15 protein-coding genes are annotated in these 13,324 nt (G+C 54.7%); all 15 read left to right on the top strand.

Going from position 1 to position 13,324, the window contains the following annotated elements; genetic code table 11:
- Positions 1 to 36 precede the first annotated feature (36 nt).
- Positions 37 to 1,491, top strand: coding sequence for an NrfD/PsrC family molybdoenzyme membrane anchor subunit (nrfD, locus tag HW554_RS01510; RefSeq protein ID WP_246285049.1), 1,455 nt, complete (start codon positions 37 to 39; stop codon positions 1,489 to 1,491).
- Positions 1,484 to 2,008, top strand: coding sequence for a DUF3341 domain-containing protein (locus HW554_RS01505; RefSeq protein ID WP_176906584.1), 525 nt, complete (start codon positions 1,484 to 1,486; stop codon positions 2,006 to 2,008). Before nrfD ends, HW554_RS01505 begins: the two co-directional genes overlap by 8 nt.
- Complete coding sequence (locus tag HW554_RS01500; protein WP_176906583.1) at positions 2,008 to 2,751, top strand: c-type cytochrome; 744 nt, start codon at positions 2,008 to 2,010, stop codon at positions 2,749 to 2,751. Before HW554_RS01505 ends, HW554_RS01500 begins: the two co-directional genes overlap by 1 nt.
- A 9-nt stretch (positions 2,752 to 2,760) precedes the next feature.
- The gene (locus HW554_RS01495) at positions 2,761 to 4,107 is read left to right on the top strand and encodes a quinol:cytochrome C oxidoreductase (protein ID WP_246285047.1); all 1,347 of its coding nucleotides are present in this window, start codon (positions 2,761 to 2,763) and stop codon (positions 4,105 to 4,107) included.
- A gap of 94 nt (positions 4,108 to 4,201) precedes the next feature.
- Positions 4,202 to 5,278, top strand: a complete 1,077-nt coding sequence (locus tag HW554_RS01490) for a cytochrome c oxidase subunit II (protein ID WP_176906582.1) — start codon at positions 4,202 to 4,204, stop codon at positions 5,276 to 5,278.
- A gap of 24 nt (positions 5,279 to 5,302) precedes the next feature.
- Positions 5,303 to 7,153: a cytochrome c oxidase subunit I gene (locus tag HW554_RS01485; RefSeq protein WP_218134548.1), complete on the top strand. Its 1,851-nt coding sequence runs from the start codon at positions 5,303 to 5,305 to the stop codon at positions 7,151 to 7,153.
- Positions 7,154 to 7,408: 255 nt separating this feature from the next.
- Entirely contained in the window at positions 7,409 to 8,491 is a 1,083-nt protein-coding gene (locus HW554_RS01480) for a COX15/CtaA family protein (RefSeq protein ID WP_176906581.1), read from the top strand.
- A gap of 57 nt (positions 8,492 to 8,548) precedes the next feature.
- Positions 8,549 to 9,400, top strand: coding sequence for a heme o synthase (gene cyoE, locus HW554_RS01475; protein ID WP_176906580.1), 852 nt, complete (start codon positions 8,549 to 8,551; stop codon positions 9,398 to 9,400).
- Between the two features lie 155 nt (positions 9,401 to 9,555).
- Positions 9,556 to 10,143, top strand: coding sequence for a cytochrome c oxidase subunit 3 (locus HW554_RS01470; RefSeq protein ID WP_176906579.1), 588 nt, complete (start codon positions 9,556 to 9,558; stop codon positions 10,141 to 10,143).
- Between the two features lie 25 nt (positions 10,144 to 10,168).
- Entirely contained in the window at positions 10,169 to 10,942 is a 774-nt protein-coding gene (locus tag HW554_RS01465; RefSeq protein ID WP_176906578.1) for a cytochrome c oxidase subunit 3, read from the top strand.
- Positions 10,943 to 11,015: 73 nt separating this feature from the next.
- Positions 11,016 to 11,345, top strand: coding sequence for a cytochrome C oxidase subunit IV family protein (locus HW554_RS01460; RefSeq protein WP_176906577.1), 330 nt, complete (start codon positions 11,016 to 11,018; stop codon positions 11,343 to 11,345).
- Between the two features lie 3 nt (positions 11,346 to 11,348).
- On the top strand, positions 11,349 to 12,011 hold the full coding sequence (locus HW554_RS01455) for a hypothetical protein (RefSeq protein WP_176906576.1): 663 nt from the start codon (positions 11,349 to 11,351) through the stop codon (positions 12,009 to 12,011).
- Positions 11,998 to 12,558 carry a DUF420 domain-containing protein gene (locus tag HW554_RS01450; RefSeq protein WP_176906575.1) on the top strand — a complete coding sequence of 187 codons (561 nt, stop codon included), beginning with the start codon at positions 11,998 to 12,000 and terminating at the stop codon, positions 12,556 to 12,558. The genes HW554_RS01455 and HW554_RS01450 overlap by 14 nt, the downstream gene beginning before the upstream one ends.
- Positions 12,559 to 12,628: 70 nt before the next feature.
- Positions 12,629 to 12,904, top strand: a complete 276-nt coding sequence (locus HW554_RS01445; protein ID WP_176906574.1) for a hypothetical protein — start codon at positions 12,629 to 12,631, stop codon at positions 12,902 to 12,904.
- Positions 12,894 to 13,313 (top strand): DUF983 domain-containing protein, encoded by a 420-nt coding sequence (locus HW554_RS01440; RefSeq protein ID WP_246285045.1) that lies wholly within the window; start codon positions 12,894 to 12,896, stop codon positions 13,311 to 13,313. The genes HW554_RS01445 and HW554_RS01440 overlap by 11 nt, the downstream gene beginning before the upstream one ends.
- The last annotated feature ends 11 nt before the right edge of the window (positions 13,314 to 13,324 follow it).

The following is a 13,324-nucleotide window of genomic DNA, read 5'->3' as shown; positions in this document are numbered from 1 at the left end:
GAATTCCTGAAGCCCCAACAACCAAATTCAACCACTATGCAGCACGTATCACCTGTACGGGAGCCGCTCGTAACCGGGGGGAAAACGTACCACGACGTCACCCAGGACGTGTGTCGCCAGGTAGAAGCCGCCCCGAATATTCGGTGGATGGCCGCCCTGAGCGTCGCCCTTCTGCTCCTCGGCGTATTCTTCTACTCTGTTTACCGCACCCTTTGGTATGGTATCGGTGAGTGGGGTCTGAACAAAACTATCGGCTGGGCCTGGGATATCACCAACTTCGTGTGGTGGGTAGGCATCGGCCACGCCGGTACTCTGATTTCGGCTGTACTGCTGCTGTTCCGTCAGAAGTGGCGGACGTCCATCAACCGTGCCGCCGAGGCCATGACCATCTTCGCCGTAATCTGCGCGGCCATGTTCCCGGTACTGCACATGGGCCGTCCGTGGCTGGCCTACTGGGTATTCCCGCTGCAGAACACGTTTGGTTCGCTGTGGGTGAACTTCAACTCGCCCCTTCTCTGGGACGTATTCGCCATCTCGACCTACTTCACCGTATCGCTGGTGTTCTGGTACACCGGTCTGGTTCCTGACTTTGCTACCATCCGCGACCGGGCCAAGGGTCCGATTGCTAAAGTAGCCTACTCGCTGCTGAGCATGGGCTGGAAAGGTTCGGCCAAGCACTGGAGCCGCTACGAAACCGTTTCGCTGATTCTGGCCGGTGTTTCGACCCCGCTGGTACTCTCGGTACACACCATCGTATCGATGGACTTTGCTACCTCGGTTGTACCGGGCTGGCACACCACCATCTTCCCGCCCTACTTCGTGGCTGGTGCTATCTTCTCGGGTTTCGCCATGGTACTGACGCTGATGCTTATTACCCGGGTTGTGTTTAAGCTGGAAGACTACATCACCATTGAGCACATCGCCCTCATGAACAAAATCATGATGGTAACCGGCTCGATCGTAGGTGTGGCGTATATCACGGAGTTCTTCATTGCCTGGTACTCGCAGGTGGAGTACGAATCATATGCCTTCATCAACCGGGCTACCGGCCCTTACTGGTGGGCTTACGCGGCCATGATGACCTGCAACGTGATTACGCCCCAGCTGGTGTGGTTCCGTAAAGTGCGCTACAGCATCCCGCTCACGTTCATCCTCTCGATTATTGTGAACATCGGTATGTGGTTCGAGCGTTTCGTGATTATCGTAACCTCACTGCACCGCGACTACCTGCCTTCCTCGTGGGCTATGTTCTCGCCAACTATTATCGACGTAGGTATCTACGTGGGTACAATTGGTCTGTTCTTTACGCTGTTCCTGCTGTTCGCCAAGTTCTTCCCGGTCATTAACATGGCCGAAGTAAAGTCGGTGCTCAAGTACACGGTGGATAATGGCCCGACCTACACCGGCCGCGATCCGCACCACGCCCCTCAACCCGTTACCACCCACGGAGTGCCTGCCTCGGCCCCGGTAAACTACGATAAGCATGACTAAGCGCTTCGCCCTCGGTATTTTCGAAGACGAGGACGTGCTGCTGCACGCCGTGGAAAACGTTCGGGAAGCCGGCGTTAAAATCTACGAAGTCTTCACCCCGTTCCCCATCCACGGCATCGACGACGCTCTTGGTATCGAACGGTCGCGCCTGCCCATTGCCGCGTTCTTCTTCGGTCTCACTGGCCTGTCGTTCGCACTATGGATGCAGATCTATATGTTGGGTTTCGACTGGCCGATGATTATCGGTGGCAAGCCGCATATCGCGTTACCAGCCTTTATTCCGGTAACATTCGAATTGACCGTGCTTTTCTGCTGCCACGGAATGGTGATTACCTTCTACGCCATCAGCAAGCTCTACCCGCGCTGGCGCACTCCGGTACTGGATGTGCGTTCGACCGACGACAAGTTCGTGATGGCCATTGAAGTGAATGAGAACACCGATATGAACAAGCTCACGCAGATCCTGCGCGAGAATGGGGCATCGGAGGTTAATCAAAAAGAAATGTCCAAGTTCTAATGATGCACTCGCTGAAAATATCGCTACAGGCGTCGGCGGTGCTGCTGGCTGCGGCGCTGACTACGGGCTGTAATCAGGCCAACGATCCGGGCCTGGAGTACGCCCCTGAGATGTACACCTCTATTCCGTACGAGCCGCTGAGCCAAGTGGGTGCCAACCGCGTTAATCCTATGGGTATTAACGAGCGTACGCCGGCTGTGGGTACTATTCCACGCGGCAAGCTGGCCTACTACACGCACATCGCCAAAGACGATGTAGAAACGGCAGAGACTACGTTGAACAACCCGTATGCCTACACCAAAACTCACTTGGAAGAAGGCAAGGTGCTATACTCGCGTAACTGCCAGCATTGCCATGGTGAGCAGGGCGATGGACAGGGACCGGTAGGTATCAAGTTCAAAGGGGTGCCCAATTACTCGGCAGGCGCATACAAGAACCAGAATGACGGTCACATCTACCACGTAATTCAGTGGGGACGTAACCGCATGATGCCACACGGCTCGCAGGTGAACCCTGAAGAGCGGTGGAAAATAGCCATGTATGTGCGGGCTCTGCAGCTTGGCAAAGGCCCAGATGGGCTGGCTGATATGGTAAAAGTTGGCAGCCCTAATGCTAACGTACCCACGGCCGACTCGATTATGACGTCAGGCCAGATGAAAACGAACCCCACAAAAGCTGGCTCGAACGAGATGTCGAAGAACCCCGGAGCGGGCGACCCGGCACGCAACGGCGAAGCTATTTAATCCCCTGCTATGGCAACTCTGACACATCAGGAAAGCGTTACGGCGGAATACCTGGAGGTAACCTCGGGAACTCGTAAGAATTTCATCCTCATTATCATAGCCGGTGTGGTTCTGCTGATAGTGGGCGTTATTGTCTCGCTGTTTGGTGGCGGTGGCCATGAGGCTGCCGAAGGAGCTGCCGCTGCTCATGGAGCCACGGCGGCCCATGGGGCAGTAGCTGCCGGCCACGGTGGTGGTGAGCATCACAGCAGCGCACCCTGGCTCAAGCGTATCATCGTGAGCCTGTGGCACAACAACGTGTTCTTCACGGGCGTGTCGGCCATTGGTACCGTGTTCATGGCTATTCAGTACGTGGCTTACGCGGGCTGGTCGGTTGTGGTAAAGCGTATCAATGAGGCACTCAGCGCCTGGTTGGTGCCCGGTCTGGTGATTATGCTGGTCGTATTCGGCCTCAACTTCATCAACTACGACCTATTCCACTGGACCGTACCCGGTATCATGGACAAAGGCAACGCTAACTACGATGCCATCATTGCTGGTAAGTCGGGCTTCCTGAACATACCGTTCTATGTTATCCGGATGGTCGTTTACCTGGGCCTGTGGATTTACTTCACCAAGCGTCTGCGCGATTTGTCGTTGTCCGAAGACCTGAACGGCGGTACTGCTTACTTCCATAAGAGCATCAATGTCTCGGCCCTGTTCCTTGTATTCTACGCCGTTACATCGTCGATGTCGGCTTGGGACTGGGTAATGTCGGTTGACGTGCACTGGTTCTCTACCATGTTTGGCTGGTATGTATTCGCCTCATGGTGGGTATCGGGTATTGCAGCTGTTACGCTGTGTGCCATCCTACTCAAGCAGGCCGGCTACTTGCCCCTGCTGAAAGACGGCCACCTACACGACTTGGGTAAGTTTATGTTTGGCTTCAGCATCTTCTGGACCTACCTGTGGTTTTCGCAGTTCATGCTCATCTGGTACGCCAACATGCCCGAGGAGTCAGTGTACTTCAACCAGCGTCTGGGCGGCTTTAACGGCCAGTATACCTGGCTGTTCTATTCCAACTTGGCTATCAACTTCGTCTTCCCCTTCTTGGTGCTGATGACCCGCGATGCCAAGCGTCAGATGATCATGCTCAAAATCGTGAGCATCGCCATTCTAATTGGCCATTGGTCTGACTTCTATTTGATGTTCATGCCCGGAACAATGAAGGGGGAAAACGGGTTTATTATTGAGATTGGAATCGCACTGATTTTCCTCGGTAGCTTCCTGATTTTGATGACTAAACGTCTGGCTCAGGCTTCCCTGACCCCGATTCATCATCCCTTCCTCGACGAAAGCGTTCATCACACTACTTAATCTCAGACATGAGTATTGAGTAGTAGAAAGGCCATCCTGTTCTGGTAGCAGGGACTTGCCTTTAGCCTCTCAACTCTCACTTCTACCCTTGCAAATGACTACTCTGAGCATTGTTCTGGTTTTGGCGCTGTTACTGGTCGTATTCGGCCTGTTGTTTCGCCTCCAGATACTGACTTCAATATTCTCGGGCAGCTCCAATCGGGAGGTGGGCGTAAGCAACCGCGTGAATGCCATTCTCTTTATGGTGTTCCTGATAGGTGGTGGCGCTTGGTTCGCCTGGTCATTCGTTGAGAACTTCGACAGAATGAATCCGCCGATTGCTTCCGTACACGGTTTAGCCACCGATAAAATGTTTTGGGGGTCGATGGCCGTTCTGGGTGTAGCCTTTGTGCTGACGCAGGTGTTGCTGTTCTGGTACTCATACCGGTACCAGCATAAGGATAACCGCCGGGCTTTCTTCTTCCCTCATAACAACAAGATCGAGGTTATCTGGACGTTGATTCCAGCTATTGTAATGGCCGCTCTGGTATTTGCTGGCTGGAAGGAGTGGACCCGTATCACCGGTCCCGCTCCTAAAGACGCGGTTGTGCTGGAGATAATGGGCAAGCAGTTCAACTGGCTGGTGCGTTACCCCGGTCGTGACCAGAAGCTGGGTGTGGTCAATTACCGGCTGATCGACGCGGTAAATGAGTTCGGATTCGATCTGAGCGACCAGAATGGGGTTGACGATTTTACGGCCGGAGAAATCCACGTTCCTAAAGGTCACCCAGTGTTGCTGCGTATTCGTTCGCGCGATGTGTTGCACTCGGTTTATATGCCCAACTTCCGGGTGCAGATGTACGCTGTACCAGGTATGCCGACCAAGTTCTGGTTTACGCCTACTAAAACTACTGATGAGATGCGGGCCCAAACGGGCAACCCGAATTTCACCTATGAGTTAGCTTGCAATCAGATTTGCGGCCGTGGCCATTTTGCCATGAAAATGAGCATCATCGTGGATGAGCCGGACGATTATGTAGCTTGGTTTACCAAGCAGAAGTCGTTCTCGGAACAAAACCCGGAAGTATTAGCCAGCTTCAAACAGAAGTCGGACAAATTGGTTGATAAAGCACCGGCTACCCCGGCTGCCGCTGCGGTGGTAACGCCTACGGCTGCTAAGGCTTCGCTTTAAACATTCTTACTGCACGTTTTACCTATGGCAGCTAACTTTCCAACGCAAGAGCAGGTGCAGGGTGGCATCGGGGCCACCGAACCGGGCCACGACCACGCGCACCACGACGAGCATCATGAGCAGGGATTCCTGTCGAAATACGTTTTCAGCACTGACCATAAATACATTGCTAAGCAGTTCCTGATTACGGGTATCTTCTGGGCAATTATTGGTGGTGCTCTCTCCAGCCTGTTCCGCTTGCAGCTGGGCTGGCCTGAGGCTACGCTGGAATGGCTTAAGCCGTTACTAGGCAAGTGGATTGAGGCCGGCAAATTGAACCCTGAGTTCTACCTGGCTTTGGTAACGATGCACGGCACTATCATGGTGTTCTTCGTACTGACTGCCGGCCTATCCGGTACGTTCTCCAACTTTCTGATTCCGCTGCAGATTGGTGCCCGCGATATGGCATCGGGCTTCATGAACATGCTCTCTTACTGGTTCTTCTTTGGATCCAGCGTGGTTATGTTCGCTTCGCTCTTTATTGAAACCGGGCCGGCTGCAGCAGGCTGGACAATTTATCCGCCACTCTCGGCGCTGCCTCAGGCTATTGCCGGTTCGGGTGCGGGCCAGACGCTCTGGCTGGTATCAATGGCGCTGTTTATTATTTCGCAGCTGTTGGGTGGTGTAAACTACATCACTACCGTCATCAACCTGCGTACGCAGGGCATGAGCATGAGCAAGCTCCCGCTCACCATCTGGGCTTTCTTCCTGACGGCCATTCTGGGTCTGCTCTCGTTCCCGGTTTTGTTCTCGGCCGCATTGCTGCTGATTTTTGACCGCTCGTTCGGTACTTCGTTCTTCCTGTCTGATATCTACATTGCTGGTCAGGCCCTGCCTAACACCGGTGGTTCGCCTATTCTGTTCCAGCACTTGTTCTGGTTCCTGGGTCACCCCGAGGTGTACATCGTGATTATGCCTGCTATGGGTATGGTGTCGGAAATTCTGGCAACCAACGCCCGTAAGCCTGTCTTTGGCTACCGCGCCATGATTGGCTCGTTGCTTGGCATTTCATTGCTCTCTTTCATCGTGTGGGCCCACCATATGTTCGTGACAGGCATGAACCCTTTCCTCGGATCGGTATTCATGTTCCTGACACTGATTATTGCAGTGCCTTCGGCTGTTAAGGTGTTCAACTGGCTGGCTACGCTGTGGCGCGGTAACATCCGCTTCACTACGGCTATGCTGTTCTCTATCGGTTTTGTGTCGTTGTTCATTGCTGGTGGTCTTACGGGTATCGTTCTCGGTAATGCTGCTCTTGATATTCAGTTGCACAACACGTACTTCGTAGTAGCTCACTTTCACCTCGTAATGGGTTCGTCGGCCTTCTTCGGTCTGTGGGCTGGTGTTTACCACTGGTTCCCCAAGATGTTCGGCCGCATGATGGACGAGAAACTTGGCTACCTGCACTTCTGGCTGACCTTTGCCGGTGTGTATCTGGTATTCCTGCCAATGCACTATGTAGGTATTGCCGGCTTCCCCCGTCGTTACTACGCCTGGACTGGCTTCGACACGTTCAGCCAGTTTGCTGACCTGAACAAGTTTATCTCGGTGGCGGCTATTATTGCCTTCCTGGGTCAGTTCATCTTTATCTTCAACTTCTTCTACAGCATCTGGCGCGGCCGTCGTGCCACCGAGAACCCTTGGAACTCGACGACGCTGGAGTGGACGACGCCGGTTATTCCCGGTCACGGCAACTGGCCTGGCGATATTCCCGCTGTGCATCGCTGGCCCTATGATTACAGCAAGCCTGGTGCTGAAGAGGATTTTATTCCTCAGACTGTACCTTACTCGCAGACGCAATCATCAAATCTGCCCTACGAGAAGGAGATGGAGTAAGCGCCAGTTGGTGCATGCATTTGAGAACAGGCCGCCGTACCAACGGCGGCCTGTTTTTTTGCGTGATACTCCTCGGCCTATATTCTCATCATTAAGGATAATTATAGTCTCTGCGGAGAAGCAATTAGCTCCTTAAACGGTTATTATAAGGTAAGCAAGGGGGCAGAGGTATAGCTCTCCTGTCAAGCCTTGGGGTTTCTTTTCAAGTCGCTTTTTTCGCTGATCGACAGTTAACAGCCACCAGTTTTTCAACTAATGGTAATTCCTGCTTTTGTGCGCCGCTTCCGGTTCGTCGGCATCCTGACGGTGGCATCCGTTTATCTGCTGTTCCTGGTGGGTGGCATTGTACGTAGCACCGGTTCAGGCATGGGCTGCCCCGACTGGCCTAAGTGTTTTGGTACTTGGGTGCCGCCTACGCATATCAGTCAGCTACCCGCCGATTACAAGGAAATTTACACGGCCCAGCGCGTGGCGAAGAACAAGAAACTGGCGGCCCGGCTGGAGGGCATGGGCTTTCATCAAGTGGCGGGCGACATTTTCGACCATCCTTCGCAGTACATCGAAACGGACTTCAATCCGGTGAAAACCTGGATTGAATACATAAATCGCTTGATTGGAGTACTGATCGGGGTGTTTGTATTCGCTACGGTGCTGTTTGCGCTGCCGTATTGGCGTCGCGACCGACCGGTGTTCTGGTTGGCATTGGCCTCATTTCTACTAACCGGTGTGCAGGGCTGGCTGGGCTCGTTGGTCGTGTCGACCAACCTGCTACCTATTATGGTAACGGTGCATATGGGACTCGCCCTCGTGATTGTGGGGCTACTACTGTACGCCGTTATCCGTTCGCAACGGCTGGCAGGAGGTACCCAGGAGGTTCTGATGGTCCTGCCGGGTCTGAAAGCAGCGCTGGCCGTGTCCGTGCTCTTCACCTTCGGCCAGATTGTGCTGGGCACTCAGGTACGCGAGGAAGTTGATCTGCTGGCTTCGGCTAGCCATTACCTGGGCCGGGCCGGTTGGGTAGATCAGCTCGGAACCACCTTCAAAGTGCATCGGTCGTTTTCTATTCTCATCGTGCTGCTGAACGCCTATCTGGTGTACATGCTGTACAAGCTGCCTTCACGCGGGCTGCACCGGCTGGCGACAGCCATTGCCGTACTCGTAGTATCCGAAATCGTGGCGGGCATTACGCTGGCTCACTTCGCCTTCCCGGCATTTGCGCAGCCCGTGCACCTAACACTTGCCACTATGCTTTTCGGGGCACAGTTTCAGGCTATGATTGCCTACAGCCAGGCTACTAAGATACCGTTGCAGGTGGCTACTCCGGCCGTTGTTGCGTAGCTTTGCACCCCCATTAGGGGGCGGTTTTCCGCCATATACACCGTTTTTCTCCCGTTAATGAGTAAGGCTAAGGCGTACTTCCAGTTGATTAAGTTCCGGCTGGCCCTCACGGTGGCTTTCTCCAGCGCCATTGGTTATTTGCTGGGGGCCAACGAACTGCATTGGGGACGGGCACTACTGGTAATGGTAGGTGGGCTGGCCGTTACGGGAGCGGCTAATACAATCAACCAGATTTTCGAAATCGACCTCGACCGGCAGATGAAGCGCACGGCGCAACGGCCACTGCCACTGGGTATTCTCAGCCCGCTGGAAGCCTGGGGATTCACGCTCGTGCTGGGCGGAGCCGGGCTGACGCTGCTGGCGCTGGTGTTCAATCCGCTGTCGGCGGCACTGGCGCTGCTCTCCCTTATCCTGTACGGGTTCGTGTACACGCCGCTCAAAACCATCTCGCCAATCTGCGTGGCTGTTGGGGCCATTCCGGGCGGGTTGCCGCCGCTTATTGGCTGGGTGGCCGCTACTGGTTTTCTGGGCCTGCAAGGCTGGATTCTGTTCGGTATCCAGTTTATGTGGCAGTTCCCGCACTTCTGGGCCATTGCCTGGGTGCTCGACGACGATTACAAGAAGGCCGGATTCAAGATGCTTCCTTCGCCCGGCAAAAAGGATTTGCGCACCGCCTTCCAGATAATGACCTACACCATGGTGCTGATTCCGCTCAGCCTGCTGCCCTTCTACTTCGGGATGACCGGGACTGTGTACCCGATGGTGGCAGCCGTGTGCGGGGTGCTGTTTCTGATGCAGACGTTTTACCTGATGCGGACCGTCAGCAAAAAAGCGGCCATGAGTATCATGTTCGGTTCCTTTCTATATCTGCCCATCGTGCAGATTGCGTTGGTGCTGGATAAAATATAGCTCTTTCTCTAGAAGTGAGATTTGAGACCTAAACAGTGAGACAAAAGGCTCTTGTTCAGTGTTAAAAATAAACAGACGTCGTCCCCGGGTTCTCCAAGATCCATCTCCCGATGCCTGTCTCACTTCTTACCTCTCATAATCTCACATTCAACCATATGCTTGCTAACGAAGCCCTGAATACCAAGGAGCCGGCCACCGGAATACATCCGACCCGGTTTCTGCTCATGCTGATGATGGTCAGCATTTTCATGATTTTTGCTGCTTACACCAGTGCCTATATTGTGCGCCGCAATGAGGGCAACTGGCTGGAATTCAACCTGCCTCCTGGTTTTCTGTATACTACCGTGGTGCTGCTGCTGAGCTCGGCTACGGTGCAGTGGGCCTGGGTGGCCGCACGCCGCGACGACCTGAAACAAGTGCGGCTGGCGCTGCTGCTCACCTTCGGGCTGGGTATGGCGTTTCTGGTAGGCCAGTGGATGCTCTGGGGGCAACTGGTTGATGGCCGTATCTTTTTTGCGGGCACCGATTCCAACCCTTCCGGCTCATTTCTGTATGTATTAACCGGAGTTCACGGTTTTCACCTCATTACAGGCCTCATCTTTCTGCTGGTTGTCGTGCGGAAAAGCTTTAAGTATCAGGTGCATTCCCGCGAGATGCTCTCCATTGGCAACGTTACCATCTACTGGCACTTCCTGGGCGTACTTTGGTTGTACCTGTATTTGTTCTTACTTTTGAACAACTAGATTGTTGTAAACTCCCCCGCACGCTATGTCCACCATTTCCCCGACGACGCAGGCAATTTCCGATTCCGCCCTGGACAAGCCACGCACTGGCACCTGGGACGGCGGCAATGAGCCCTTCAATGCCAGCTACGGCAAGCTGATGATGTGGTTCTTCCTGCTGTCGGACGCCTTCACGTTCGCTGCCTTCCTGACCACCTACGGCCTTATCCGCCACCGGTACCAGCCTTACACCGGCACGCCTGAGGCTTTCGAGTTCTCCACGGCTTACTGGCCCATTCCGGAAAAAGTATTCAACGCCTTCCCGGGTCTGCACGGTTTCGACCTGCCACTGGCCTTTGTGGCCCTGATGACGATGATTCTTATCTTCTCGTCGGTAACGATGGTGCTGGCCGTAGAGGCTGGCCAGCGTTTCGATAAGAAGGATGTGCAGAAATGGCTGCTGTGGACAATTCTGTTCGGAGTTATTTTCGTAAGCTGCCAGGCCTGGGAGTGGAGTCACTTCATCACCGGCACCGACGAGGGCACGCTAATGAACGACGGTACCCGGTTTTTCGGAGCCAACCTGGCCGTCAACCAGTACGGTCCGGTGCTCTTTGCCGACCTGTTCTTCTTCATCACCGGTTTCCACGGTACGCACGTATTCTCGGGTATCTGCCTGCTGATCTACTGCTTCATCGCCACCACCAACGGTACGTTCGAGAAGCGTGGCCACTACGAGATGGTGGAGAAAATCGGCCTCTACTGGCACTTCGTTGACTTGGTGTGGGTGTTTGTATTCACCTTCTTCTACCTGGTTTAATTTTCCTGGCTCTGCTTCCGGCGGGCACCCATTGGGGCGGCCAGTCGGCAGCTGTGTTTCCCTATCTACGCTCATGGCTAATCACACCACGCAAATGCCGGTCCATCCCGGCGAGATTCCGAAGCCCAACACGGCCTGGATCTGGAAAACCTTCTGGATTATTACGGCCATTACAGCGCTGGAATTTGCTATTGCCTTCGTTATGCCTTCGAGCACGTTGCGCAACTCGATTTTCATCATCCTCACCATCTTCAAAGCCTTCTTCATCGTGGCCGAGTTCATGCACTTGAAGCATGAGACCAAAGGCCTCATCTGGACGATTCTGATTCCGATGGGCTTGTTGATCTGGCTGCTGGTGGCACTCATTACCGAGGGTAACGCCATTCACGAAGCTATTTTCTAGCCTATGCGGCCCCAACAAGTATTACTGTTGGGCCTGATGTTGCTGGTTCCGGTCCTGGCTTTTCTGTTTCTGAAAGGCTTCGGTACCAACCGTTACGCGCTGCCCTTTTATCTGCCCGAACGCGTTGACTCGACGCTGGTGGCCGGAAAGTGGCAGCGCGATACTGTTTACCACCAACTCGGGTCGTTCCAGCTGCGCGAAGGTGCCGGCGGGCGCGAGGTAACCGGTGCCGAGCTGAAGGCCCAAGGCCTGTACATACTGAGCGCAATGCCCCCCGGCTGCCCGACCGACTGCCAGCGCCAGACGGCTCAATTGGTGCGGCTACAGGAGAAATACCGGCAGGAACCCCGCGTGCGGCTGGCTTCGGTGCTCACCAGCCCCGACTCGATGGCCGCCGCCGCACGCTACGCCGAGCAGGCAGGCGCTATTGCCGGCAAATGGTTTTTTCTGACCGGAAACGAAAGCACGGTGAACCGGTTATTAAAGCAGGAGCTACAGCTTCTGCCTTCCGCCACCACCGCTAGTGCCGGCCCAGATCCGCTCGTTGTGTTGCTCGTAGACCGCGACGGTTACGTGCGTGGCCGCTACAACGGTACCAGCGAGCGAGATATGAACCGGCTTATCACTGAAATCAGCGTGTTGCTGTACATCTATGACAACCCCTAACCCGCTTGCCAACCCTGCTACCGGTGCCGCCAAGTACAAAGTGCTGGCCGCCGTGCTCGGTGCTGTTGTGCCTCTCGCAGTAGCCGTACTGTACTTCTTTCCCGGCGTATTCGTCATCCCGGGGCTCGATGTGAAGGTTCTGCCTGCCGTAAATGCCGGGCTCAATTCGCTGACGGCGGTATGCCTGATGTTGGGCTACTACTTTATCCGCAACAAGCAGGTGGCCCGGCACCGCGCCATGATGGGACTGGCCTTTTTACTGGGCTCATTGTTTCTGGTGTCGTATGTGGCCTACCACTCGCAGGTTACCAGTACTACGTTCGGGGGCCAGGGGCTGATTCGGGGCGTGTACTACTTCATTCTGCTCACGCACATAGTACTGGCCGCCGCCACGGTGGGGCTAGTATTGTTCACGCTCTATTTCGCCCTTACCGAGCAGTTCCAGAAGCACCGCCGTATTGCCCGCTGGACGTATCCGGTGTGGCTGTATGTATCGGTAACCGGGGTTATCGTGTATTTCATGATTTCGCCCTACTACACCTCCTAGAAAGAGCTGTGGCCGAACCTTCGGGGCCGGTTTCAGGGTTATACAAAGACACGTTTATCATCTCAACGCCATGAAGAAATTTGCTGTAACGGGTCTGCTGGCCCTGCTGGTAACCTTGCTGCTGAGTGTGCTGGTACCAGCACCCGCCCAGGCCCAGTGCACACTATGCAAAACCCAGTTGGTAGCGGGTGGCAAAGACAAGGATAGCTACGATACCACGGGCCTCAACAAGGGCATTGTGTACCTGATGGCCATTCCGTATTTGCTGATTGGCAGCGTGGGCTTTTTCTGGTATCGCCACACAAATCAGCAGAAGAAAAAGAAAGCTGCCCAGGATGGCCTCTAAGGCGTATCCTGCAGCAGCCGACTCGGTGCTGGCGGGTATGGTGCAGCAGCGCTGCCCGCGTTGCCGCCGTGGCCCGTTGTTCACACATTCGGCTCTCAACCTGGCCCGTTTCACCGAAATGCCTGCCCAATGCCCGGTGTGCAGCCAGGCCTACGAGCCCGAGCCGGGCTTTTACTGGGGTGCTATGTACATCAGCTTTGGCTTCTCGACGGGTATGATGCTCGTGATTGGCGCGCTGGTGTACTACTTGCTCGGCGACCCCGATACGTGGGTGTACATAATGGCCGTAGCAATAGTAGCCGTGCTGATGACGCCTTTCAACCTGCGCTACTCCCGCACACTGATGCTCTATCTGTTTGGTGGTGTGAACTATAACCCGCAGTATGCTGAAGCCGGCCAGGCTCGCTAGAGGCGTAGCCA

The organism is Hymenobacter lapidiphilus (assembly GCF_013377885.1).
Lineage (GTDB): Bacteria > Bacteroidota > Bacteroidia > Cytophagales > Hymenobacteraceae > Hymenobacter > Hymenobacter lapidiphilus.
Note: the sequence above shows the minus strand (reverse complement) of the source record. Positions and strands in the feature narration are given on the sequence as shown.